General features: G+C 57.6%; 24 protein-coding genes. 10 read left to right on the forward strand and 14 right to left on the reverse strand.

From position 1 onward, the window contains the following. Positions 1-145 precede the first annotated feature (145 nt). A complete protein-coding gene (locus IFU29_RS02055) occupies positions 146-496 on the reverse strand; it encodes a hypothetical protein (RefSeq protein WP_244633606.1) in 351 nt (116 codons plus the stop codon). A gap of 82 nt (positions 497-578) precedes the next feature. Further along, complete coding sequence (locus IFU29_RS02060) at positions 579-2,195, reverse strand: peptide ABC transporter substrate-binding protein (RefSeq protein WP_191932449.1); 1,617 nt, start codon at positions 2,193-2,195, stop codon at positions 579-581. Positions 2,196-2,360: 165 nt separating this feature from the next. Between IFU29_RS02060 and mpaA the strand changes: the two genes are divergently transcribed. Beyond that, complete coding sequence (mpaA, locus tag IFU29_RS02065) at positions 2,361-3,068, forward strand: murein tripeptide amidase MpaA (protein WP_191932450.1); 708 nt, start codon at positions 2,361-2,363, stop codon at positions 3,066-3,068. Here the strand turns inward: mpaA and ycjG are convergent. Further along, positions 3,048-4,031, reverse strand: coding sequence for an L-Ala-D/L-Glu epimerase (gene ycjG, locus IFU29_RS02070; protein WP_191932451.1), 984 nt, complete (start codon positions 4,029-4,031; stop codon positions 3,048-3,050). The two genes, mpaA and ycjG, sit on opposite strands and share 21 nt — an antisense overlap. Before the next feature lie 119 nt (positions 4,032-4,150). Between ycjG and tpx the strand changes: the two genes are divergently transcribed. After that, positions 4,151-4,654, forward strand: coding sequence for a thiol peroxidase (tpx, locus tag IFU29_RS02075; RefSeq protein WP_191932452.1), 504 nt, complete (start codon positions 4,151-4,153; stop codon positions 4,652-4,654). Positions 4,655-4,709: 55 nt separating this feature from the next. Here tpx and tyrR read toward each other — a convergent pair whose 3' ends face one another. The 7 genes from tyrR to pspA all read right to left on the reverse strand — a co-directional run bounded on the left by tyrR (position 4,710) and on the right by pspA (position 10,431). After that, positions 4,710-6,275, reverse strand: coding sequence for a transcriptional regulator TyrR (gene tyrR, locus IFU29_RS02080; RefSeq protein ID WP_191932453.1), 1,566 nt, complete (start codon positions 6,273-6,275; stop codon positions 4,710-4,712). A 101-nt stretch (positions 6,276-6,376) separates the two neighbouring features. Then, entirely contained in the window at positions 6,377-7,432 is a 1,056-nt protein-coding gene (locus IFU29_RS02085; RefSeq protein ID WP_191932454.1) for a YcjF family protein, read from the reverse strand. Next, on the reverse strand, positions 7,429-8,826 hold the full coding sequence (locus IFU29_RS02090) for a YcjX family protein (protein WP_191932455.1): 1,398 nt from the start codon (positions 8,824-8,826) through the stop codon (positions 7,429-7,431). Before IFU29_RS02090 ends, IFU29_RS02085 begins: the two co-directional genes overlap by 4 nt. A 70-nt stretch (positions 8,827-8,896) precedes the next feature. Further along, positions 8,897-9,109, reverse strand: a complete 213-nt coding sequence (pspD, locus tag IFU29_RS02095) for a phage shock protein PspD (RefSeq protein WP_191932456.1) — start codon at positions 9,107-9,109, stop codon at positions 8,897-8,899. Between the two features lie 28 nt (positions 9,110-9,137). Continuing rightward, positions 9,138-9,485, reverse strand: a complete 348-nt coding sequence (gene pspC, locus IFU29_RS02100) for an envelope stress response membrane protein PspC (protein WP_191932457.1) — start codon at positions 9,483-9,485, stop codon at positions 9,138-9,140. Continuing rightward, the gene (pspB, locus tag IFU29_RS02105) at positions 9,482-9,709 is read right to left on the reverse strand and encodes an envelope stress response membrane protein PspB (protein WP_062743180.1); all 228 of its coding nucleotides are present in this window, start codon (positions 9,707-9,709) and stop codon (positions 9,482-9,484) included. Before pspB ends, pspC begins: the two co-directional genes overlap by 4 nt. A gap of 56 nt (positions 9,710-9,765) precedes the next feature. After that, positions 9,766-10,431 (reverse strand): phage shock protein PspA, encoded by a 666-nt coding sequence (pspA, locus tag IFU29_RS02110; protein ID WP_191932458.1) that lies wholly within the window; start codon positions 10,429-10,431, stop codon positions 9,766-9,768. Between the two features lie 185 nt (positions 10,432-10,616). Here pspA and pspF point away from each other — a divergent pair, with 185 nt between their 5' ends. The 7 genes from pspF (at position 10,617) to IFU29_RS02145 (ending at position 18,511) form a co-directional block, all read left to right on the forward strand. Then, a complete protein-coding gene (gene pspF, locus IFU29_RS02115; protein WP_191932459.1) occupies positions 10,617-11,627 on the forward strand; it encodes a phage shock protein operon transcriptional activator in 1,011 nt (336 codons plus the stop codon). 316 nt (positions 11,628-11,943) lie between these two features. Continuing rightward, complete coding sequence (gene sapA, locus IFU29_RS02120; protein ID WP_191932460.1) at positions 11,944-13,572, forward strand: ABC transporter substrate-binding protein SapA; 1,629 nt, start codon at positions 11,944-11,946, stop codon at positions 13,570-13,572. Further along, positions 13,569-14,534 (forward strand): putrescine export ABC transporter permease SapB, encoded by a 966-nt coding sequence (gene sapB, locus IFU29_RS02125; RefSeq protein WP_191932461.1) that lies wholly within the window; start codon positions 13,569-13,571, stop codon positions 14,532-14,534. Before sapA ends, sapB begins: the two co-directional genes overlap by 4 nt. Then, positions 14,521-15,411 carry a putrescine export ABC transporter permease SapC gene (gene sapC / locus IFU29_RS02130; RefSeq protein ID WP_191932462.1) on the forward strand — a complete coding sequence of 297 codons (891 nt, stop codon included), beginning with the start codon at positions 14,521-14,523 and terminating at the stop codon, positions 15,409-15,411. The genes sapB and sapC overlap by 14 nt, the downstream gene beginning before the upstream one ends. Then, positions 15,411-16,403 (forward strand): putrescine export ABC transporter ATP-binding protein SapD, encoded by a 993-nt coding sequence (gene sapD / locus IFU29_RS02135; RefSeq protein ID WP_191932463.1) that lies wholly within the window; start codon positions 15,411-15,413, stop codon positions 16,401-16,403. The genes sapC and sapD overlap by 1 nt, the downstream gene beginning before the upstream one ends. Then, positions 16,403-17,209 carry a putrescine export ABC transporter ATP-binding protein SapF gene (gene sapF, locus IFU29_RS02140; protein WP_191932464.1) on the forward strand — a complete coding sequence of 269 codons (807 nt, stop codon included), beginning with the start codon at positions 16,403-16,405 and terminating at the stop codon, positions 17,207-17,209. The genes sapD and sapF overlap by 1 nt, the downstream gene beginning before the upstream one ends. A 144-nt stretch (positions 17,210-17,353) precedes the next feature. Further along, the gene (locus tag IFU29_RS02145; protein WP_191932465.1) at positions 17,354-18,511 is read left to right on the forward strand and encodes a CMD domain-containing protein; all 1,158 of its coding nucleotides are present in this window, start codon (positions 17,354-17,356) and stop codon (positions 18,509-18,511) included. Here the strand turns inward: IFU29_RS02145 and IFU29_RS02150 are convergent. The 4 genes from IFU29_RS02150 to IFU29_RS02165 all read right to left on the reverse strand — a co-directional run bounded on the left by IFU29_RS02150 (position 18,489) and on the right by IFU29_RS02165 (position 22,680). Beyond that, a complete protein-coding gene (locus IFU29_RS02150; RefSeq protein WP_191932466.1) occupies positions 18,489-19,385 on the reverse strand; it encodes a LysR family transcriptional regulator in 897 nt (298 codons plus the stop codon). The two genes, IFU29_RS02145 and IFU29_RS02150, sit on opposite strands and share 23 nt — an antisense overlap. 54 nt (positions 19,386-19,439) lie before the next feature. Continuing rightward, positions 19,440-20,183: a YnfC family lipoprotein gene (locus IFU29_RS02155; protein ID WP_191932467.1), complete on the reverse strand. Its 744-nt coding sequence runs from the start codon at positions 20,181-20,183 to the stop codon at positions 19,440-19,442. Positions 20,184-20,282: 99 nt separating this feature from the next. Continuing rightward, a complete protein-coding gene (locus IFU29_RS02160) occupies positions 20,283-21,005 on the reverse strand; it encodes a YnfC family lipoprotein (protein ID WP_191932468.1) in 723 nt (240 codons plus the stop codon). A gap of 88 nt (positions 21,006-21,093) precedes the next feature. Further along, complete coding sequence (locus IFU29_RS02165; protein WP_191932469.1) at positions 21,094-22,680, reverse strand: PTS transporter subunit EIIC; 1,587 nt, start codon at positions 22,678-22,680, stop codon at positions 21,094-21,096. A 243-nt stretch (positions 22,681-22,923) separates the two neighbouring features. Between IFU29_RS02165 and IFU29_RS02170 the strand changes: the two genes are divergently transcribed. Then, positions 22,924-25,230 carry an FdhF/YdeP family oxidoreductase gene (locus IFU29_RS02170; protein WP_191932470.1) on the forward strand — a complete coding sequence of 769 codons (2,307 nt, stop codon included), beginning with the start codon at positions 22,924-22,926 and terminating at the stop codon, positions 25,228-25,230. Positions 25,231-25,232: the final 2 nt, after the last annotated feature.

A 25,232-nucleotide genomic window follows, 5' to 3' on the forward strand; every position in this document is an offset into this window, starting at 1 on the left:
ACCGCCGGAGGAGCTCCGGTGGTCAGGTTTTGCCTGCTAAAATGCAGTAACAATCCAGTGTTCACACGATAAGGTATTATACGCGGGTCTCAAGCACCGGTCTGCCGTTCTGTGATAGAGCTCGCGCTTTGTAACGATCTGTTTCCTAAACGCGCCGGGAACATTTGCGGGTGGCCAGATCGTTCAACTGCTGTTCACGCTCCGTGGCGTGTTTTTGCGCCTGTTGTTTGGCTATACCGTTGCCAATGCCAAAGTCCATTGCGGCACCTACCACGGTCAGGGCATCAAACTCCCCTTTTTTATCAATTTCCTGCTGCACTTTTTTCTGTTCAGCGATTTGCTGCTGCACGCCCTGGCAGTCGAGCTGATCGGCCTGCACCGCGCTAACCGGCGGAGAAGCAGGATACTGTTTCAGTGCGCAGCCACTGAGCATCACCACAAACACAAGCAGAGCAAATCGTTTCATCATCATCACCGTCAAACTGAGTTGCTGCATTATGCACCACATCCCCGCGGCTCAATGGCATAAGCAGCAACCGGTGCCGCGGCTTATCCTGGCGATGACGCCGGACGTACGGTCAGTGTTTTAAAATATACAGGGTACGGCTGTAGGCGACATCTTCCGGGTTGGTGATGGGATAACCCTTCACATACGGCTTGATCAGCCGTCCGTTGGTGTACTGATAAATCGGCGCTATCGGGGCCTGTCCGGCGATAATCTGCTCCGCCCGGTTATAGTCGTCGTTACGCGCCTTGTCATTCGTCTGACGGCTGGCCTGGGCCAGCACGGCGTCGTACTCTGCACTATTGAAGCCGGAGATATTACCGCTGTGGGTGGAGGTAAGCAGGCTGAGGAAGGTGGACGGCTCATTATAATCCCCGACCCAGGACGCGCGGATCACATCAAAGTTGCCGCTGTTGCGGCTATCAATATAGGTTTTCCACTCCTGGTTTTGCAGCTTCACGTCCACCCCGAGGTTTTTCTTCCACATTGAGGCGACGGCAATCGCAATTTTCTTGTGCGTCTCTGAGGTGTTATACAGCAGCGTGAGGTTAAGCGGATGGGTCGGCCCGTAACCCGCCGCGGCCAGCAGGGCTTTCGCCTGAGCGTTCAGCTCCTCCTGGCTGTGCTGCTGCATAAAGCTGGCTTTCGGCGTAAAGCCCGCCGTGACGTCAGGCGTGAAGTGCCAGGCCGGTTTTTCTCCGGTTCCCAGCACTTTTTCGGCAATAATTTTGCGGTCGATGGACCAGGAGAGCGCCTGACGCACACGCACGTCAGCCGTTGGCCCTTTGCGGGTATTAAACGCATAGTAGTAGGTGCCCAACTGGTCAGGGGTGTAAACCTCACCGGGGATCTGTTTTTTCAGCAAGCCATACAGCTCTTTCGGGAACGATTCGGTGATATCAATATCCCCCGCTCGATAGCGCTTGGTGGCACTGGACTCTTCACTGATCGGCACATAGGTCACTTTGGTCAGCACCGTATGCGCGTTATCCCAGTAGTGCGAATTGCGAACCAGTACGACTTTCTCATTTACCACCCGGCTGTTCAGCTGGTAGGCACCGTTACCCACCAGATTACCCGGACGCGTCCACTGGTCGCCATAGGTGGCGATAACCTTTTCAGGTACAGGGAACAGGCTGAAGTTAGCGGTGAGGCTGACAAAATACGGCACCGGCCTGTCGAGCGTGACCTGCAGATGGGTATCATCGATGGCGCTGACGCCCAGCTTGTCCGGGCTCATATCACCTTTAACGATGGCCCCGGCATTCTGTATGCCCGCCAGTTCAGCAAACCAGGCGAAGGTTGAAGTATTTTTGGGGTCGACCAGCCGCCGCCAGCTGTAAACAAAGTCCGCAGCAGTGACAGTGTCACCGTTTGACCAGCGGGCATCTTTGCGCAGCGTAAAGATCCAGGTCTTATTGTCGTTGGTCTGCCAGGTGGTAGCGACGCCCGGTACGATTTTTCCGCTGGCATCCTGATTGGTTAAGCCTTCAAAAAGGTCACGGATCACCGGGATCTCCGGCAGCCCCACCGCTTTTACCGGGTCGAGCGAGGCGGGTTCATCTTTAATGTGACGAACGATTTCCTGGCGCGCGGCCAGCGCAGTGCCCGCCGGAACATCGGCAGCGCGAGACGTGGAGACAATACACAGCGCCAGAGCGGCCAGCGCAAAAGAGGGGGATTTTCTCATTCCGGGATCCTTACCTGTCAGCAAAACTGCGGGATTTTCTTACTGCTGGCACTGTAACGCAAATGACATGCGGTGAAATAGTGTTTTTATTCAACACCCAGGCGATGTACCTTCCCGGGCAATATGCTAGTTTTAGCACAGAACAGTCTATCCGGAGCCCTGCCCATGTCGTTATTCCACCCCCGCCCGCTGCGCGGTCGCCTTGATGCCCGCCCGCAACAGTACGGGCAGTCGGTGCTGGGTGCGCCACTGCTCTGGTTCCCGGCCCCGCTGGCCAGCAAGGACAGCGGGTTGATCCTGGCCGGAACGCACGGAGATGAAACTGCCGCCGTGGTGACCCTCTCCTGCGCCATGCGCACGTTACAGGACAGTCATCGTCGTCATCACGTGGTGCTGGCGGTGAACCCCGATGGCTGTCAGCTTGGCCTGCGCGCCAATGCCAGTGGGGTCGACCTTAACCGCAACTTTCCTGCTGCCAACTGGCAGCACGGTGAAACGGTGTACCGCTGGAACAGCGTGGCCGATGAGCGCGATGTGTTGCTCTCCACCGGGGAACATGCCGGTTCAGAGCCGGAAACGGCGGCGCTGTGCCAGCTGATCCACCGGCTGTCCCCTGCCTGGATTGTCACGTTCCATGAGCCGCTGGCCTGTATCGAAGACCCTGATAGCAGTCCGCTGGGTCACTGGCTGGCGGCAAAAACCGGCCTGCCGCTGGTCAGCAGCGTCGGCTATGCCACGCCGGGTTCGTTTGGCAGCTGGTGTGCGGATATCAGCCTGCCCTGCATTACGGCGGAATTCCCGCCAGTGGCCGCCGATGAGGCCAGCGAACGCTATCTCGGGGCGCTGGTCGATTTACTCTACTGGCAGCCGTGACAGCTCGATGCGCCCGCAGCTGAACGGCAGGGCGGGTTCCGCATCCACCGCCAGCCAGGTCGGGCCATCAAGATCGATAAAACGCGCCTGCGGCACCAGCGGTAACGCTGCGCGAATGGCGCGTGAGGTGCACAGCATACAGCCAAGCATGATGCCAAACCCCTGGTCTGCTGCGGCCTGCGCCAGCGTCAGCGCGGCCGTCAGACCGCCGGTTTTGTCCAGTTTGATATTCACCATCTCATAGCGTCCGCGCAGCGCCGGCAGGCTTTCTACGGTGTGGCAGCTTTCATCCGCACAAATGGGCAGCGGATGAATGAAGTTTTCCAGCGCCGCGTCTTCCCCGGCAGGGAGTGGCTGTTCCAGCATCGCGACGCCAAGATCGGCCAGCAGCTGACAGCGCGCTGCCAGCCCTTCGCTCTGCCAGGACTCGTTGGCATCGACGATCAGCGTTGCCTCCGGCACCGCACTGCGGATGGCCACAAGACGTTCGGTGATCAGATGATGATCCAGTTTTATTTTCAGCAGCCGCGCACCATTCTCCCACAGCGCCAGCGCGCTGCTGGCCATCATCTCCGGGCCGTCGATACTGACGGTTTGTGCAATCTCAATCAGCGCCGGTGCCTGCTGTGAGGTCAGCTGCCACAGATTCTGGCCATCGCGGGCCACCTCAAGGCCCCACAGGGCACTGTCGATAGCATTGCGTGCTGCTCCGGCGGGCAGCCGCTGCTGCAGCTCTTCTCGCGTCAGCCCCTGCTCCAGCGCTGGCAGCAGCGCGCTGATTTGCGCCAGCACAGAATCCTCACTCTCGCCGTAGCGTGGATACGGGGTACATTCCCCCACCGCTTTGATACCGTTCTCTTCCAGCTCAACCACCACCACGCCCGCGTCACTGCGGGCACCGCGTGCGATCACAAACGGCGAATGTAACGGCCAGTTTTCCGGCCAGGCTTTTACCGATCTCATGCTCAAATCCTTCAATTGGTTTGGCGGGCGCATATTATGTCGTATTTATACTGTCTCACTGCTTCAGCATGGCATACACTGAAGCAGGTTAAACACCATTAACATTAAAAGGATAGATTATGTCTCAGACCGTACATTTCCAGGGCAACCCGGTTTCCGTTGACGGGCAACTGCCAGCACCGGGCCAGGCGGCAAAACCGTTCACCCTGGTGGCCAAAGATCTCTCCGATGTCTCTCTGTCCCACTATGCGGGCAAACGTAAAGTCCTGAACATTTTCCCCAGCATCGATACCGGCGTATGCGCCACCTCCGTGCGCAAGTTTAATCAGCGCGCCGGTGAAGTGGATAATGCCGTGGTGCTGTGTATTTCTGCCGATCTGCCGTTTGCCCAGTCACGCTTCTGCGGCTCTGATGGCCTGAGCAACGTGGTGACGCTCTCTACCCTGCGCGGCAGCGAGTTCAAAAAAGACTACGGTGTTGCTATTGTTGACGGCCCACTGACCGGCCTGACGGCGCGTGCCGTAGTGGTGCTGGATGAGCAGGATAAAGTTATTTACAGCCAGCTGGTGAATGAAATTACCACTGAACCGGATTACGATGCCGCTCTGGCATCCCTGAAGTAACGTCCAGGGCAGACTGCTTTCGCAGTCTGCCCCCTGTCAGCCCTTCTGCCGATCGCTAATCCGCCTCGGTTTTTTTCTGACTCAATCCATACTCACGCAGCTTATTGGCAATCGCCGTATGGGATACGCCAAGGCGTTTTGCCAGCTTTCGCGTACTGGGATACGACAGATAGAGCCGGGTCAGCACCGACCGCTCAAAACGACTGGTGATATCGTCCAGCGATCCCTCTATTGCGTCATCAGCCAGCGGCATCTCCATTGCATATTCCGGCAGGACGATATCCTGAGGACGCAGCTCATAACCATCCAGCTGTGTCAGTGCGCGATAAAGGGCATTTTTCAGCTGACGCACGTTACCCGGCCACGTATAGCGGGTAAGGAAGGCGTTAAGCTGGGCAGACAGTTTCGGACGGGATACGCCCTGCTCATCGGCAAAGCGCGCCACAAACATTTCGGTCAGCGGCAGAATATCCTGCGGACGGTCGCGCAGCGGCGGCAGGTTCAGCGTCAGAACGTTCAGACGGTAGAACAGGTCCTCACGGAACTCCCCGCGCTGCACCAGTTCCATCAGGTTTTTCTGCGTGGCGCAGATCACCCTGACATTAACATGCACTTCGTGCTCTTCGCCCACCCGACGGAAGGTACCGTCGTTAAGGAAGCGCAGCAGCTTGGTCTGCATGCGGGGCGACATTTCGCCGATCTCATCCAACAGCACTGACCCGCCGCTGGCCTGTTCGAAGAAGCCCTTTTTGCCTTCCAGCGCGTTCGGATAGGCTCCGGCCGCATGGCCAAACAGTTCACTTTCCGCGACATCATCCGGCAGCGAGGCACAGTTCAGCGCCAGGAATGGTTTTTTACCCCGAGCGCTGCGCAGATGGCAGGCCCGCGCCAGCATGTCTTTGCCGGTGCCGGTATCCCCGACGATCAGTAGCGGTGCATCCAGCATCGCCAGCTTGCGCGCCTGGTCCACCACCTGACGCATTTTCGTGCTGACGGCAACAATATGCTGGAATTCACTGTCGTCGTTCACCGCCAGGTTCTGCAACTGTTGTCCCATACGGGCGGTGGACTTGAGCAGCACCACGCCGCCAACGGGATTAGGCACTGCGCCCTCTTCTTCCTCCGCATAGATCGGGGTGACCTCCATCAGGAAGTCGCGGCCCTGAAGCACAACGTGGTGGGCTTCGGGTGCGATCCGCTCGCTTTCCAGCCAGCGCTGGAAGTTAAACCCGCTGATCAGCGATCCGGCGCTGTAGTTCCGCATTTTCTCTTCATTGAGCGCGAAAAGGCTTTGTGCCGCCGGGTTAGCCAGCTCAACTTTACTTTTCAGATCAATGGAAAATACCGGGTCCGGCAGCGCCACCAGCAGTGCGCTCAGGGCGCGGTGTTCGCGCTCGGAAGGCAGGAAGGAGACGGTACGTACGTCAGTCACGCCGGGGATCCGGCGGATCTCCGCCATCAGCTGGCTGAACTGCTCAAAACTGATGGTGGAGAAATTAAGATAGATGCGGCCAATGGCGGCAATTTCGATACCGCGCAGATCGATGCGGCGTTCAACCAGCAGATCCAGTAGTTCGCGGGTCAGGCCGATTCGGTCCTGGCAAAAGACTTCAAGACGCATGCGTTTTAACCTTTATTATCACCGTGCGGAGCGTATTGATGGATAATACGCTATCCCTCGCCAGCCCAGAAGTGTTGTGTCATGAAAAGTTGACAGTCTGTTTAACTCTCCTTCTTACCGTTACCTTGTACGCTCTCTTTTAACTGCCCTATCAGCTCACGGCGGAAATCACCAAGGCGGGGTTTATCCCCTTCCAGCCACGGCAGCGGGCGGCACAGTTCCATGGCTTTAATTCCCAGGCGGGCGGTCAGCAGACCGGCCCCGATCCCCTGGGCGGCGCGGGTGGAAAGTCGGGCGGCAAGATCCTGTGACATCCAGTCCATGCCCACTTCACGGACCAGCTCTGACGCGCCGGCAAACGCGATGTTCAGCAGGACCAGACGGAACAGTCGCAGGCGGCTGAAATAGCCCAGTTCAATGCCGTAGAGGGCGGCGATACGGTTCACCAGACGCAGGTTACGCCAGGCTATAAAGGCCATATCGACCAGCGCCAGCGGGCTGACGGCGATCATCAGCGTAGATTCAGCGGCATAGCGGCTGATTTCGCGGCGGGCCTGCCGATCCAGTACCGGCTGCACCAGTTGGGCGTACAGCTCGACGACCTCGCGATCGTTTTGGGTTTCATGCAGTGAGGCGTGCCAGCGCTGCAGCGCCGGATGCCCGGACGCCAGCCCCGCCTGCTGTGCCAGCTTTTCACAAAAGGCTCTGCCCTGGCCGCTACCGTGGCTGGCCAGCAGCTCACGCGCCACATCGCGCTCTTCCGCACGTTCACGCAGTCGATACAGACGTCGCCATTCACCGATCAGCGATCCGGTCCCTGCCGCGACAATCAACCCGCCCGCCACGCTGCCGCCGAGGCCGATCCAGTCCTGGGTGATCCATGCCTGGTGTGCCCACTGTACGCCCTGAGCAACAACGCTGACACCAAACAGACCCAGACCCGCCATCACCATCTTGCGCCACAGGCTGCGTTTAGGCCGCAGTGCGGCTTCCACCGCCAGCTCACCGGGTCCTTCAGGTTCTACGTCCTGCGCCGGATCAGCGGCGACAAACTGATCCTGACGATCGGCAAACGCCTTTGACGGACGCAGGATCGGAACCGGTTCATCACTCAGCGGCTGGGCAAAATCGATACGCGGTTTAATCGGTGCGGTCATCGCAGTTTATCTCCCAGAAGAAATTCCAGCGCCGCGTCCATCCGGATATGCGGCAGTGGCCGGTCAACATCCAGATCCTGCGGGCGGAACTGTTCAAAATGAAACCCCTGATCCTGCCAGAAGGCGCTGCCCGGCAGACGCGGCGGGACTTCGCCCGGATAGACGGTCAGCGGGGTGTTGTCGGTCAGACGGTGGCCGCGCAGGGCCGGGATACTCTCACCCTGATGTTCGACGTGGCCGCTCTGTGTGGCCTGTACCGAGGCCAGCCCGACGCATTCCATCCTGATCCCTTCAAACGCGGCGTTCTGCCAGGCGTCCTGCACCAGTTGCTGGAGCAGCGACACCAGATTGGCGTGCTGGTCGGCGGTGACATGATCGGATTTGGTCGCCGCAAACAGCAGCTTGTCGATGACCGGAGAAAACAGCCGGCGGAACAGGGTGCGCTGGCCGTACGAAAAACTCTGCATCAGCTGCGTCAGCGCCAGGCGCATGTCGTTAAACGCCTGCGGCCCGCTGTTGAGCGGCTGCAGGCAATCCACCAGAACAATCTGACGGTCGAAGCGCAGGAAGTGATTTTTATAAAAGTCCTTCACCACGTGCTGGCAGTAGAACTGATAGCGGGCACGCAGCATGCCGATATTGCTGGCGGCATCCCCCTGGGCCAGGCGGGTTTCGCCCCCTTCCGCTATTTCGGGCCACGGGAAAAATTGCAGCGCCGGGGCACCGGCCATTTCACCCGGCAGCACAAAGCGGCCGGGTTGGATAAAGTGCAGTCCCTCCTGTTTACAGCGCTGCAGGTAGTCGGTCCAGGCGGCGGCGATCTCGGCCAGGCGGTTTTCATCGGCGGGCGCCAGCGGGTCAAGGCCCTCACACAGCTGACGCCAGCGCTGTGCCCACTCCGCGCGATCGCCCTGCAGCAGGCCGGTCATCTGCCGTGACCAGCTGAGGTAATCCTGTTCCAGCATCGGCAGGTCGAGCAGCCATTCACCGGGATAGTCGACGATTTCCAGATAAAGCGTGGAGGTTTCTTTAAAATGGCGCAGCAGGGAGGCCTGCGAACGGTAGCGTAACGCCAGGCGCATTTCGCTCACGCCCCGGGTGGGGGTCGGCCAGTCTGGCGGCGTGCCGTACAGCTGCGCCACGCCTTCATCATAGGTAAAACGCGGGATGCCAAGATCGCGCTGTGGCACACGTTTGACGCCCAGCAGGCGCTGCTCGCGCACCGCAGAGAACATGGGCAGACGCGCACCGGAATTGACGTTAAGTAGTTGGTTAACCAGGGAGGTGATAAAAGCGGTCTTGCCGCTGCGGCTCAATCCGGTCACCGCCAGGCGCAGATGGCGATCCGCGCCGCGATTCACCAGCGACAGCAATTCATGTTGTAGTCGTTTCATCTGTGGCATTGGCACCTTATCGTTAATATTCCTTATCGTAACATCCTCCTGCCATTGCCGCTTCTTTGACTCAGGGCGCGGGTTTTACCCAGCGCGCGGCGGCCCGGCGCATCACGCGTTTAAACAGGGGCTCAAGCGCCCAGGCCAACAGGATTTTTAACGGCCTGCGGGCGACGGACTTCACCGCCCAACCGCTTAACCCTGCCGGACCATAAGTGAGCGCGTTGATAAGGACAAATTTACCGGCCTTTTTCAGGCGCGGGTGGGGCTGCCAGTTTCTCATTGATTCACTCCTGAAAAAGCACCGTAGATTACAGCTGGCTGAACCGGCTGCGTACGCTAAAGGTTTCTGAGGTGACATAACGCTCCACCTCACGCAATTCCCGTTCGCCGCCGTTCAGCTCTGCGCTTAATTCATCCAGCAGCTGTCGCGCACTGAGCGGTTTATCACGCCCCTGTTCGCTGGCCGGCAAGTCCGGCAGCAGCATCGCCAGCAGGAAGTAGCCGACGATAGTCAGGACAAAGAGGCCGAAAAACATCGACATCACCACGATAACGCGGACCAGCATGACCGGCACACCCAGGTATTCGGCAATCCCGGCACAGACGCCTTTGAGCTTTCCCTGCTCCGGGATGCAGTACAGTTTCTTCTGAATCATGGCTGCCTCCAGTGAGGATGCTCGGCATCGAGGATGGCTTCCAGCGCCTGGATACGTTCACGCATTTTACGCGCGTCCTGGGTCAGCTGTTGCAGACGCTGCAGTTCATTCTGCGTCAGTTCCGCCCCACCATTCTGGCGTTTTGTGTAATGCAGCCAGAGCCAGATCGGCGCGACAAACAGCAGAAACAACGTCAGGGGTATGGCAATAATGAAGACACTCATTCACGTTCCTTGAAAGTTAATCTTAGCGATGCCGGCCACCGCCGTGGCCAGCTCCGTTACTCACTGCGGTTCATTTTTGCTTTCAGCGCCGCCAGCTGCTGGCTGATTTCATCGTCAGCCTGTAACTCAGCGAACTCCTGATCGAGCGATTTCTTTTTGCCAAAGCTGTGACTTTCGGCTTCCGCTTCCATGTGATCGATGCGGCGTTCGAAAGATTCGAAGCGGGCCATGGCATCATCAATTTTGCCGCTGTCTAGCTGGCGACGCACGTCGCGTGATGAGGATGCCGCCTGATGACGCAGCGTCAGCGCCTGCTGGCGGGCACGGGTTTCGCTGAGTTTACTTTCCAGCTCACCAATTTCACCTTTCATCCGCGTCAGGCTCTCTTCAACCTGCCCTGCTTCCTGCTGCAGTGATACCGTCAGGTCGGTGAGCTTCTGTTTTTCCATTAGCGCGGCACGGGCCAGATCGTCTTTTTCTTTGCGCAGGGCCAGTTCGGCTTTTTCCTGCCATTCGGCCTGCTGAGTCTCGGCCTGCTCAATTCGGCGCTGTAACTGTTTCTTTTCGGCCAGGGCCCGGGCTGATGTGGAACGCACTTCAACCAGCGTATCTTCCATCTCCTGAATCATCAGGCGCACCAGCTTCTGCGGATCTTCTGCTTTTTCCAGCAGGGAGTTAATGTTGGCGTTCACGATGTCGGCAAAGCGGGAAAAAATACCCATAATCAAAATCCTCTTTCAGTCATTGTCTGGCATTACGCCGGGTGTCGAATAATGCGGTTAAGCTGCATAACACTATTCAAAAGCCGTGCCAGTTTTTATCTTATTGATTTTACATGATCTGATGACTTTACAGGGGCAGACAGTAAGACTAAAGTGGTTTTTATCACTAACATCTGGTGAAATTAATGATGAGCGAAAATCCTGATACCCTGCTCGGTGAGTCCAACAATTTTATCGACGTTCTGGAGCAGGTGTCACGTCTGGCACCGCTCAATAAGCCGGTGCTGGTGATCGGTGAGCGCGGCACCGGAAAAGAGCTGATTGCCAGCCGTCTGCACTACCTCTCCGAACGCTGGCAGGGACCGTTTATCTCGCTCAACTGTGCGGCCCTGAATGAGAACCTGCTGGATTCAGAACTTTTCGGTCATGAAGCCGGGGCGTTTACCGGGGCGCAGAAGCGCCATCTCGGCCGCTTTGAGCGGGCCGACGGCGGGACGCTGTTTCTGGATGAGCTGGCGACGGCTCCGATGCTGGTTCAGGAAAAACTGCTGCGGGTGATTGAATACGGCCAGCTGGAGCGCGTCGGCGGCAGCCAACCGCTGCAGGTCAGCGTGCGGCTGGTCTGCGCGACCAATGACGATTTGCCGCTGCTGGCGCGTGAGGGGAAGTTCCGCGCCGACCTGCTGGACAGGCTGGCGTTTGATGTGGTGCAGCTGCCCCCGCTGCGCGAGCGTCGCAGCGATATCCTGGTGATGGCGCAGCATTTTGCCATTCAGATGTGCCGTGAACTGGGGCTGACGTTGTTTCCCGGCTTCACCGCTGCGGCAGAACAGCGTCTGCTGGATTACGCCTGGCCGGGTAACGTGCGTGAGCTGAAAAATGTGGTTGAACGATCGGTGTACCGTCACGCCAGCAGCGAAATCCCGCTGGATAACATCATTATTAACCCTTTCCAGCGTGCGGAACCGGACGCCATCCCGGCAGATGCTGTTGCGGACGCCCTGCCTGCGCTGCCCTTCGATTTGCGCCACTGGCAGCTTCATCAGGAAAAAGCGCTGGTGGAGAAAGCACTGGCCCAGGCGCGATTTAATCAGCGCCGTGCCGCCGGATTGCTGGGGGTGACTTATCATCAGCTTCGCGCCATGTTGAAAAAGCACGATATCAGCGTTGATGATATCGGCGTCGATGAAGACTGAGCCGGTGAGTCGTGAGCAAAAAAAAACCCGCGTTAAGCGGGCTAAATAATACTGGAAGCAATGTGAGCAATGTCGTGCTCCTCACCGGCAGAGCCACCGTTGAGGTGCAAGTGAATAATAATCATTCTCAATATTATCTGTAAAGCGTTTTGTTGAGAATTTTTCTCATTACCATAACAACATCAGGCGTATTCCACTTTCACCTCCCCCTGTGGCGATCTTTCTGTCGGAAAAACGCGGGCTCGCCGCTGCAAACTTTGGGTGCAGCCAGAGAGTGCGGTACACTGTGTTTATTGCCTGAATTTTCAGAAGAGTTATGCGCAAACTAATCTCCACCCTGCTTCTCAGCCTGAGTACGCTGAGTGCTCCGGTCTGGTCATCCACGCCTGGCGATATTCGTCAGAGCGGCTTCGTCTATTGCGTTAATGGCGTAATGAATACCTTTAACCCGCAGATGGCCAGCAGCGGGCTGGTGGTCGATACGCTCGCCGCCCAGCTCTACGACCGGTTGCTTGACGTTGATCCTTATACCTACCGGCTGATCCCTGAGCTGGCGGACAGCTGGGAAGTGCTGGACGACGGGGCCACCTATCGCTTCCATCTGCGTCAGAAAGTGGCTTTCCAGCATACCGCCTGGTTTACGCCCACCCGGACGATGAACGCCGATGATGTGGTGTTCAGCTTTGAACGGATATTTAATCGCAACCACCCCTGGCACAATGTCAACGGTGGCAGCTACCCTTATTTCGACAGCCTGCAATTTTCTGACGCTGTACAGAGCGTGAAAAAGCTGGATAAAAATACCGTCGAAATCCGCCTCAACAGTCCCGATGCGTCGTTCCTCTGGCACCTCGCGACCCACTATGCGCCGGTGCTGTCGGCCGAGTATGCCGACCAGCTGACCCGGGTTGACCGTCAGGAGCAGCTGGATCGTGAACCGGTCGGTACCGGGCCGTTTATGCTCAATGACTACCGGGCCGGGCAGTATGTGCGCCTGCAGCGCAACGACGCCTACTGGAAAGGCAAGCCGCGCATGTCTCAGGTGGTGATAGATATGGGTGCAGGTGGCACCGGCCGCATGTCCAAGCTGCTGACGGGCGAGTGTGATGTGCTGGCCTATCCGGCCGCCAGCCAGCTGTCTGTGTTGCGCGACGACCCCCGCCTGCGCCTGACGCTGCGGCCGGGGATGAACATTGCTTATCTGGCGTTTAACACCCGTAAGGCCCCCCTTGACCGCCCCGAGGTGCGTCAGGCACTGGCGCTGGCGATCAACAATGAACGCCTGATGGAGTCGATTTATTACGGCACGGCGGAAACCGCCGCGTCGATCCTGCCGCGAGCGTCCTGGGCCTACGACACCGATGCCCGCGTCACGCCGTATAATCCACAAAAGGCGCGTGAAGCGCTGAAAGCGCTGGGCATTGAAGATTTGCATCTGAATCTGTGGGTGCCGTCGGCCTCGCAGTCGTGGAACCCCAGTCCGCTGAAGACAGCAGAGTTGATCCAGGCCGACCTGGCTCAGGTCGGCGTAAAGGTAACCATCGTGCAGGTTGAAGGTCGCTTCCAGGAGGCACGGCTGATGGAGATGAATCACGACCTGACGCTGACGGGGTGGGCAACGGACAGTAATGACCCGGACAGCTTCTTCCGCCCTCTCCTCAGCTGTGCCGCCATTGCCTCACAGACAAATTATGCGCACTGGTGCAATTCCGGGTTTGATGAATTACTGCATAAAGCGCTGTTGTCGCAACAGCTGGCGAAACGCATCGACTATTATGACCGCGCTCAGGCGATGTTGTCTCAGGAACTGCCCGTTCTGCCACTGGCCTATTCCCTGCGGTTGCAGGCTTACCGCTACGACATCAAAGGTCTGGTACTGAGCCCGTTTGGTAATGCCTCATTTGCGGGTGTACACCGTGATGGCGGCGAGGAGAAGTCACCGTGATTATCTATACACTTCGCAGACTGGTGCTGTTTGTTGTCACGCTGTTTATGCTGACGCTGCTCGGTTTCAGCCTGAGCTATTTTACCCCTCACGCCCCTCTGCAGGGAGCGTCGCTGCTGGATGCCTGGTTGTTCTGGTTTAAAGGCATCCTGCAGCTGGATTTTGGCGTATCCAGCATTAACGGGCAGTCCATAAACTTGCAATTACGTGAGGTGTTCCCGGCCACGCTGGAGCTCTGCTTCATGGCCTTCAGCCTCGCCCTGATGGTGGGCATCCCACTCGGTATCGCCGCCGGAGTAATGCGTAATAAGTGGCAGGATAAGGCGATCAGCGCCGTGGCGCTGCTGGGCTTTTCCCTGCCGGTGTTCTGGCTGGCGCTGCTGCTGACGCTGTTTTTCTCGCTCAATCTTGGCTGGCTACCGGTCTCCGGGCGTTTTGACCTGTTGTATCCCGTGCAGCATGTCACCGGATTTGCCATGATTGACGCCTGGCTGACCGACTCCCCGTGGCGGCATGAAATGATCGTCAGCGCCCTGAAGCATATGGTGTTGCCAGTGACCGCCCTGGCCGTCGCACCGACCACGGAGGTAATCCGCCTGCTGCGCATCAGCACGCGTGAGGTGATGGAGCAGAACTACGTGAAAGCCGCCGCCACGCGAGGGCTGTCGCTGTGGACCATTATTCGCCGCCACGTGCTGCATAACGCGCTGCCGCCAGTGATCCCGCGTCTGGGCCTGCAATTTTCCACGATGCTGACGCTGGCGATGATCACCGAGATGGTCTTCAGCTGGCCAGGCCTGGGGCGCTGGCTGATTAACGCTATCCGCCAGCAGGATTACGCGGCGATCTCCGCCGGGGTAATGGTGGTGGGTGGACTGGTGATCGCCGTGAATGTGCTCTCTGATATTTTAGGTGCTATGACAAATCCGCTGAAACATAAGGAGTGGTATGCCCTCCGATAATATTTACGCTGAAAAGCGGCCCCCCAGCCCGCTGCGTCATACCTGGGGGCTGTTCTATCGCGATACCACGGCGATGATCGGTTTTTACGCCTTTATTGCCGTTCTGCTGCTGTGTATTTTCGGCGGGCTGCTGGCCCCTTACGGACTGGATCAGCAATTCCTGGGCTATCAGCTTCTTCCCCCGTCATGGTCACATTATGGCGACGTCTCGTTCTTCCTCGGGACCGACGATCTGGGGCGGGACCTGTTGAGTCGGTTATTAAGCGGTGCCGCTCCGACGGTGGGTTCAGCGATTGTGGTGACGCTTTTCGCCTCGCTGTGTGCAATGGTGCTTGGGGTGATGGCTGGACTGACCCACGGGCTGCGCTCGGCGGTGATGAACCATATTCTTGACACCCTGCTGTCAATCCCTTCGCTGCTGCTGGCCATTATTGTCGTGGCTTTTCTGGGACCCCGACTGGAACACGCCATGCTGGCGGTATATCTGGCGATCCTGCCCCGTCTGGTGCGCGCCATTTACAGCGCGGTACATGAAGAGCTGGAAAAAGAGTATGTGGTGGCCGCCCGTCTGGATGGCGCCAGCAGCCTGGATATTCTCTGGTATGCGATCCTGCCGAATATACTGGCGCTGCTGGTTACCGAGTTTACCCGCGCCCTGTCGATGGCTATCCTCGATATTGCCGCGCTGGGTTTTCTCGATTTAGGTGCCCAGCTTCCCTCACCGGAGTGGGGCGCGATGCTGGGTGATTCACTGGAGTTGATCTACGTGGCCCCCTGGACCGTGATGCTACCGGGTGCGGCGATTATGCTCAGTGTTCTGATTGTTAACCTGTTGGGTGACGGCGTTCGCCGGGCCATCGATGCGGGAGTTGAATAATGCCGCTGCTCGATATTCGTAACCTGACCATTGAATTTATGACGGCCGACGGGCCGGTGAAAGCAGTGGATCGGGTCAGTATGACGCTGACTGAAGGCGAAGTGCGTGGCCTGGTCGGTGAGTCCGGCTCAGGAAAAAGCCTGATCGCTAAAGCGATCTGCGGCGTGACCAAAGATAACTGGCGCATCACGGCAGATCGGATGCGCTTTGATGATATCGACCTGCTGCACCTGTCGCCGCGTGAACGGCGCAAGATCGTCGGCCATAACGTGTCGATGATTTTTCAGGAGCCGCAGTCGTGTCTCGACCCGTCAGAAAGTATTGGTACCCAGCTTAAGCAGGCCATTCCGCGCTGGACGTGGAAAGGCCGCTGGTTTCAGCGTTTTGGCTGGCGTCACCGCCGGGCGATTGAACTGCTGCACCGGGTGGGGATCAAGGATCATAAAGATATTATGAGCAGCTTCCCCTATGAGCTGACCGACGGGGAGTGCCAGAAGGTGATGATTGCCATTGCGCTGGCCAACCAGCCGCGTCTGCTGATTGCCGATGAGCCGACGAATGCCATGGAGCCGACCACCCAGGCGCAGATATTCCGCCTGCTGTCGCGCCTGAACCAGAATAATAACACCACGATCCTTCTGATCAGCCATGACCTGCAGATGCTCAGTCACTGGGCCGACCGGATCAATGTCATGTACTGCGGACAAACGGTCGAAACGGCGGTCAGTGAAGACCTGATCACCGCGCCACACCATCCCTATACCCAGGCGCTGATCCGCGCCATGCCAGACTTTGGCCGCTCGCTGCCGCATAAAAGCCGCCTGAATACGCTGCCGGGCGCGATCCCGTCGCTGGAGCATTTACCGATTGGCTGCCGCCTGGGACCGCGCTGCCCCTACGCGCAGAAAACCTGTATTGAAACTCCGCGCCTCTCAGGGTCGAAAAGTCATCTGTTTGCCTGCCACTTCCCGCTGAATATGGAGAGTCAGTAATGGTTGAAACGCTACTGGAAGTGCGCAACCTCAGTAAAACGTTTCGCTACCGTACCGGTCTGTTCCGGCGGCAGCACGTTGAGGCGGTGAAAGAGGTCAGTTTTACCCTGAAGGAGCGTCAGACGCTGGCGATCATCGGGGAAAACGGCTCCGGTAAATCAACGCTGGCCCGCATGCTGAGCGGTATGATCGCCCCCTCCTCCGGTGATATTGTGATTGATGACCATCCGCTGGAGTACGGCGATTATGGCTACCGCAGCCAGCGTATCCGTATGATTTTTCAGGACCCGTCTACCTCGCTTAATCCGCGCCAGCGCATCAGCCAGATCCTCGATTTTCCGCTGAGGCTGAATACCGAACTCAATAGCGAGGAGCGGGAAAAACGGATTATTGCCACGCTGCGCCAGGTCGGCCTGCTGCGGGATCACGCCTCCTATTATCCGCACATGCTTGCCCCCGGCCAGAAGCAGCGCATTGGCCTGGCGCGCGCCCTGATATTACAGCCGAAGGTGATTGTTGCTGATGAGGCGCTGGCCGCGCTGGATATGTCAATGCGTTCGCAGCTGATTAATCTGATGCTGGAACTGCAGGCGAAACACGGCATTTCCTATATTTACGTGACACAGCATTTGGGCATGATGAAACATATCAGCGATAAAGTGCTGGTGATGCACCAGGGCGAAGTGGTGGAGCGTGGCAGCACGGCGGAAGTCCTGGCCTGCCCGCTGCATGACCTGACCCGCCGTCTGATCGCCAGCCATTTTGGTGAAGCCCTGACCGCCGATGCCTGGCGTAAAGACCGTTAAACCTGCCGCCGGGCGGCCCTGATATCGGGCCGCCTTTCCTTTTCGCCCCTTATGCTTTCCAGCTATTTGATAGTACAGATCATTATTTCTTTCGCGCTGCGGGTTACGCCAGGATAACCGTGCCGTAATTGAAAAGGAATGATCATGGAACAGCGCCGCTTTACCGGCAATAACCACTGGTATCATGAAACCCAGTCCAGCCTGCCCGCCCAGCGTGCACCGCTGATGCCTGAAGCTGCCACCGTTGAAGACCGTTTTTTACTGGGTCTGGCGCAACAGACGGAAGGAGAACTGAGCACTGTTTTACAGCAAAGGCAGCCCGCCCTGCTGGCCTCCCGCGATGTTTACTCGCTGCTTTTCCCGGCGGCACTCAGCACCACACTGACCCACACGCTGACGCTTTACGATCGCCTGTGTATTGCCCTGACGGTAGCCCAGGTCACTGGCGTGCAGCGCTTATGCAACCACTATGCCGCGCGCCTAAACCCGCTGCCGGGGCCGGATTCGTCGCGGGAGAGTAACCATCGCCTGACGCAAATCACCGAATACGCTCGCCAGCTCGCCAGCCAGCCCACCCTGATTGACGCGGTGTCCGTGCAGCGGCTGGACGAGGTTGGACTAACCGCCCCTGATATTATCAGCCTTGGCCAGATTGTCGGCTTTGTCAGTTATCAGGCCCGCGTCGTGGCGGGCGTCCACGCCATGCTGGCGCTGCCGGTGCGCTGGATGCCCGGCGTCACCATCCCCCCCGACGCCTGTCGTGAGACGCTGCTGGCAGACAGTGTGTGGCGGCCGTCGCTGCCTCCGCTGGAGTTGCGCTATGCCGCGCCCGACCAGCTTGAGGCGTTAACCTTCTGCCAGCCGCTGGCGGAGCTGGAAGCCGGTGCCTGGCTGTTTGCCCACGACGGTAAAGTGCTGTACGGCTGGGGACGTCTGCTGGAGAGCCTGAAAACAGCGCGCAGCAGCAGCGCCTCGCGGCTGGCCGCCGCCGTCACCTCGCGTATCAACGGCAGTGCCTGCTGTTTCGGCCGCTATGCCGATGACAGCAACCTTTTCGCTGCGTTACACGAAGGGGTGGAACCGGCGCTGAACGCGGCAGACAGACAGCAGCAGGCACTGATTGCCCTTGCCGCCCAACTGACCCGATCGCCGGAGCGGGTCAATGCCGCGCATCTTCAGCCGCTGAAAGAGGGCGGTCTGAGCAGCGGCCAGATCTTTGATGTGATCTTAAGCGTTGCCGCCGCCAGTTGGGGTAACCGGCTGATGCAGGGGCTGGGCATCAGTTCATCAGCCAGCGCCTGACTTCATCAAAAAAGTGCTGCGCCAGCGGCGTGGCGCGACCCGGCTCTGCAATTACCACGGCTCCCTGGCGGGACATGGGCGGCAGCGCCATTTTTCGTCGTTGCAGTCCGCTGGTCATGCCGTCGATCAGGTGTCCTACCGGTGACACCATGCAGCCTAACCCGACCTGAACGCCCTGCAACAGCTGAAATACTGAGGTGGTTTCCAGAACAACGCGCATCGACAGCCCGGCCTCCCGGAAGTGGCCGTCAACGTAACGACGAAAATAGCGCGTCTGTTCCGCCAGGCACAGCGGCAGTGCCGCCACCTCGTGCAGCGACAGCTGAGTGTCGCCTTCCAGTTGAGGAAAGTGCTGCGGATGATAAAGTAGCTCTACGCCATTATCCGCCAGTGTCTCCGCCTGGAAATGTAACTCACGCAGCGTCGCCAGCTCGAAGAAGCCTATGCCAACATCCACCGTATGACTGTTCAGTGCCTCCAGCAGCTGGTCGGCACTCAGCACCGCGACCCGATAGTCGAGCTGGGGATAGCGGTCGCTGATGGCTTTCAGCATCACGGCCAGTGACATACTGCACTGGGGCACCACGCCGAGACGCAACGTACCGGTCACGCCGTGTTTAAGAGACTCGACTTCCAGCTTTAATCCTTGATAGACCGAGACAATTTCCCGCGCCCAGGAGAGTACGCGCTCGCCTTCCGGCGTAAAACCATCAAAGTTATTACTGCGGTTGATCAGCGACAGCCCCAGCTCACGCTCCAGATTTTTCAGACGCATGGAAAGCGTGGGCTGACTGACAAAGCTGGCCTCAGCAGCGCGGCCAAAGTGGCGCTCTCGCTCCAGGTTACATAAATAGATGAGCTGTTTAATGTCCATTATGATGATGTCTTCGTTAGTGTGCGAACGCGTGTGCCGACGGCCGGGCTGCTGCTAATAAAATTCACTGACCAGCGTCGACTGGCGTTCAATGACGTTATCACCGGGCGAGGTTTTAATTTTATAGTGGCAGGAAGTGGGAACGCCCTGCTGATACTCACAGCGCGTGGTGATTTCTCTCGTCGAGGCCGGGTAGGTAGTGAGCATCACCCCATCCAGCCGTTTATCCGCCTCTGTCGTAGCAAATGTCTGCTTGTCATCGCTGATCAGACGAGCCCCTTCCCTTATGTTCTGCCTGACCATTCGCCCTTGCTCGTCATAGGTTATGTCAATGCGCAGAGGATCCTGGATGGAAGAGTAAGCTGAAATCAGCCCACGGTCGTTGTAACTGATATTCAGCGTAGAATTGCCGCGGGTTTTTGATACGACGTTGCACTTGCCGTCCAGTTTCATCAATACCGGTTTACCGTTCTCCTCACCGACCAGCGTATCTTTGTCCCGCCGCAGGCTGGTGTTCGAGTGGATTTTGCGGTCGTTAATTACGTAGAGGCTGGTCACGATAACATCGGTGAGACAGCCCTGCTGATCGAAGCGGACCGTGGCTTCGTGCTGTTTCTCACCGCTGGCATCGAACAACGTCTGATGGGTGCTTTTGAGCTTTCCGGGGATGGGTTCGAAGCGAAAAAGCGTCGACATATTTTTGACCGTTGTCGATACCCCTTGTGGTTCTTCATTCTTACAGCCTGTCAGCAGCAGCGCGGGCAACAGCAGCGCCAGCGTTGTCTTCATCATATCCATGCAGTGTGAGTCCTGTCAGTTTAGTAAGATTTGTTCATAATGAGGCGTGATGCTGTCTTCATTAGTGTGTGAACGCGTATCCCGATGGGCGGGCTGCTGCTAATAAAACTCACTGGTGAGCTTTGCATGGCGTTCAGTCACCGTGTCGCTTGTGGAGGTTTTCACCGTGAACACGCAGCTGACAGGCACAGCCTGCTGATATTCACAGCGGGTGGTGGTCTCCCGGGTACCCTCTGGCGTTGTGCTTTTCGTGACGGCATCGGAGGGTTTATCGCCGGCGTCTGACGCGTAGTTTTGTACGCCTTCTGAAATCTGATGATCGCCACTGAACGCTTTCTGTCCAATCGGGCGGCCCTGTGCATCATAGGTCAGCGCGACGCGAAAATCGGACTGGTGGGAGGAAAGTCCGGAAATCAGTCCCTGCTTGTTGTAGGCGATATCAATGGTAAAATTACCGCTGGTTTTGGACAGCACATTACACTCGCTGTCCAGTTTAAGGACCAGGGGTTTACCATTTTCCTCTCCGATGAGCTGGTCTTTCTCCCGCCGCGCGCTGATGCTGCCGATATCAAGATTAGTCACTTCAAAATCCGTCACGCAGCCGTTTTTATCGAAATTAAACACCCCGTCATAACGCTTGTCACCGTTATCCTCGAAAATCGTCTGATGGGTGCTCTTCAGTTTTCCAGGAATAGCCTCAAACTGATATAGATAAGACAGGTTTCTGATTTTCTTGGTAATACCTTCATCTTCCTGTTGCTTACAGCCTGCAAGCAACAGCAGCGGCAAGAGCAGTACCACCGTCGTTTTAATCTTGTCCATGTCACCTGGGTCCTGTCCGCGTAATCAGATTTACGCAATATTATCGGCAGGTTAGCGCCATTCTTTAGTGGTCATCATACCGGGCCACTCAGGACATCCCCAACGCACTTTTCACGTCATTCGCGATTTTTTCTACCTGTGGCCCATAAATCACCTGCACGTCGTGGTCGCTGACGCGATTAACGCCGTTAGCACCGGTGGTCATCAGGGTCTGGTCGACGACTTCATTCATCTGTTTTACCTTGACCCGCAGGCGGGTAAAGCAGCAGTCAACGTCGTCGATATTGCCCTCGCCGCCCAGTCCGCTGATGATCACCCGGGTGCGTTCATCCGCCGTAACGCTAACCTGTGGGGCCTCATCCGACTCCCGACCCGGCGTTTCCACCCGCATACGCATAATGATAAAGCGAAAACTATAGTAGTAAACCGGGGCATAGATCAGGCCCAGCGCAACGCTCCACCACCACGCCGTTTTACTGCCGCCGAGGATGCCGAACACCACAAGGTCAATCGCTCCCCCCTGTACATTGCCAATCATCAGGTGCATCAGCGACATCAGCATAAACGACAGCCCGCTCAGCAGCGCGTGAAGGAGATAGAGCACCGGTGACACGAAGATAAAGCAGAACTCCAGCGGCTCGGTAATGCCGGTGGTAAAGGAGGTCAGCGCCCCGGCCAGCATCAGCGCTTTGACCCGCTGCTTATGCTCTGGGCGGGCGCAGTGGTACATCGCCAGCGCCGCCGCCGGCAGGCCAAACATCATTACCGGGATTTTTCCCTGCGCCAGGAAACGCGTTGCCTCCTGTACCGTCGCATCCGGCACTGAACCGGGGTGGGTCAGTGAGGTATTAAAGATATTCAGCGCCCCGACAAGGGTCTGCCCGTCCACCGTGGCGATCCCGCCGATGGGGGTAAAGCGCACCGTTTCATTCAGAATATGGTGCAGGCCGGTCGGGATCAGCAGCCGTTCGCTGGTGCCATAGAGAAAGGCCCCGTACTGGCCACTTTTGCCGATCAGCTCTCCCACCCACGCGATGCCAGCCCCAATCGTAGGCCAGATCAGAGCCAGCAACACGCCAGTCAGCGGCAGGACCAACACGGTAACAATCGGTACAAAGCGCCGCCCGCCGAAGAAGGCAATCGCCGCCGGCAGCTGGACCGTATAGCAGCGGTTATGGATCATAACCGTCACCAGGCCAGCGATCACCCCGCCCAGCACGCTCATGTTGTAGGTAAATATCCCCAGCATCTGAATATATTCCGCCGAGGTCATCATTGCGGCGGTCTGATCCATCCCCTGCTGTTGCAGCGCTGCAGCGGTAGTGGTCGCCGCTGTCAGCCCCCGGGCAGCCAGCGTGGCGCTGATGCCGACGTGCATGGCAATAAACCCAATCACCGAGGCAAACGCTGCCGTGGGCTTTTCCGCCTTCGCCAGACCAATGGCGCTGGCGACGGCAAAGAACAGCGGCAGGTTAGCAAACAGCGCTCCGGCCACCTTGCGGATAAACCCAATCACCAGCTGGGGTACCTGCATACTGGCAAACGCCTCTCCGGTGATCACCGGGTTCTGCAGCGCCGCTGCCACGCCCAGAAAAATACCGGCGGCAGCAATCACGGAAATCGGCATCATCAGGGCTTTGCCGAAGGCATGGATCTTACTGGCAAACTCTTTCATCAGGACTCTCCCGCAGAAATGGCAACCGGCTAAGTATGCGTCGCATGAACGGCGATGACCGCGCCAGGGGGGAATTTAAGAGAATATTTTTTGACCAGCTTCACACTTCCGCACATTTCGCGATAAATGCCACCTATCGCACCATCTCTGCAATCAATTAGACAATGAGGCGGGCGAATAGCAAAATCGCCAAAAAGAAGTCATAACTTCTTAACAACTCATAAACATAAGCCTGCGAAAAAAATGAAATTTAAAGAAGCCATCAAGCCATACGACGCTGCCGCTGGCGGCTGGGGTTCACTGGAAGCCACCACCCGTTTCGTCCTCGACAGCAAACAGGTGTTAAAAAACATGCGCAATCTGATGCGCATGAATAAGGCGAAAGGCTTTGACTGCCCGGGGTGTGCCTGGGGTGATGATAATAAAAGTACCTTCAGCTTTTGTGAAAATGGCGCGAAAGCCGTCACGTGGGAAGCCACCCGCCGCCATATCGGGGCAGAATTCTTCGCTCAGTACAGCGTCTCCGCCCTGCGACAGCAGAGTGACTATTTCCTTGAATATCAGGGCAGGCTGACCGAACCACTGCGCTATAACCGCGCCACCGATCGCTACGAGCCCATCAGCTGGGACGATGCCTTCGCACTGATAGCCCGCCATATTAAGGCGATGGATAATCCGAACCGCATGGAGCTGTACACCTCCGGGCGTGCCAGTAATGAAGCCTCATGGCTGTATCAGCTCTTTGGCCGCATGAACGGCAGTAACAACTTCCCCGACTGCTCGAATATGTGCCATGAAGCCAGCGGTACCGGCCTGAAGCGCAGTATTGGGGTAGGAAAAGGCACCATTCGTCTGGACGACTTTGACCACGCGGATGCGATCTTTGTCTTCGGCCAGAACCCGGGCACTAACCACCCGCGCATGCTGCACAGCCTGCGCCATGCTGCCGATAACGGCGCGAAAATTGTCACGTTTAACACGCTGCGCGAGCGGGGACTGGAGCGCTTTGCCGATCCGCAAAAACCGCTGGAAGTCGTCACCAGCATGGCAGGAAAAATCAGCTCGACTTATTACCAGCCTAATCTCGGCGGTGATATGGCGGCGGTTCGCGGTATGGTGAAAGTACTGGCCGAAAACCACCGCGCACGGGTGGCGGCCGGTGAGAAAGGCTTGTTTGATGAGATATTTATCAATGCCAGAACCGAGGGGCTGGAGGCGTACCTGGCCGCCGTTGATGCCACTGAATGGTCACATATTGTCAGCCAGTCGGGCCTGAGCGAACAGCAGATCCGTGAAGCGGCGGCGATTTACCAGAGTTCAGAACGGGTGATCTGCACGTGGGCAATGGGCATCACCCAACATAAGCACTCGGTGGATACCGTGCGTGAAATCGTCAATATGCAGCTGCTTTTTGGCCAGCTGGGCAAAAAAGGCGCGGGTCTGTGCCCGGTGCGCGGACACAGCAACGTGCAGGGTAACCGCACGATGGGGATTGATGAAAAACCCTCTCAGGCGTTTCTCGACAGCCTCGGCCAGCATTTTGACTTTGAGCCCCCTCGTGAGAGCGGTCACAACACCGTTGAAGCACTGGAAGCGATGTTGCGTGATGAGATCAAAGTGCTGATCGCGTTAGGGGGCAATCTGGCGGCGGCTGCACCGGACAGCCCGCGCACCGAAGAGGCCCTGAAACGCTGCGATCTGACGGTGCAGATCAGCACCAAGCTTAACCGCAGCCATCTGTGCCCGGGTGCAGTTGACGCCCTGATCCTGCCCACACTTGGCCGCACGGAGCAGGATATTCAGGCGAGCGGACCACAGTTTATTACCGTGGAAGACTCCTTCAGCATGGTGCATGCCTCCGAAGGCGTTGGCAAACCCATTGCAGCCACTCAGCGCTCTGAAACCTGGATCGTCGCCGGGATCGCCCATGCCGTGCTCGGCAGTGAAAAAGTAGACTGGCTGTCGCTGGCCGGTGATTATAATAAAATCCGCGACCATATTGCCGCGACTTTGCCGGGCTTCAGCGATTTCAATGACAAATGCGACCTGAAAGGCGGGTTCTATTTGGGCAATGCCGCTGCCGAGCTGCGCTTCAATACGCTGCACAATAAAGCCCAGTTCAGCGCTGCTGCCCTGCCCGCTTCTCTGTTCCCGCAGCTGGATGTTGAGGTGCCTTTTACGCTGCAAACGCTGCGCTCACACGACCAGTACAACACCACGATTTACGGCCTCGATGACCGCTATCGTGGCGTTTACGGTCAGCGTGAAGTGTTGTTTATCAACCAGGATGATATGGAAAAAATGGGCTTTGCCGCCGGTGACCATGTGGATATTGAAACCCTGTGGAATGACGGTATCACCCGCAAAGTCAGCGGCTTTAAGCTGGTGCCTTATGCCATTCCACGCGGCAATCTCGCCGCGTATTATCCCGAAACCAATCCGCTGGTTCCGCTCTCCAGTTTTGGTGACGGCAGCGGCACGCCGACGTCGAAGTCAGTACCGGTGAAAATCAGCCTGTCACCGGCGACAACCGGCTTACGCATCGCCTGATG

The organism is Erwinia persicina, from assembly GCF_014838825.1.
In the GTDB taxonomy this organism is placed as follows: domain Bacteria; phylum Pseudomonadota; class Gammaproteobacteria; order Enterobacterales; family Enterobacteriaceae; genus Erwinia; species Erwinia persicina_A.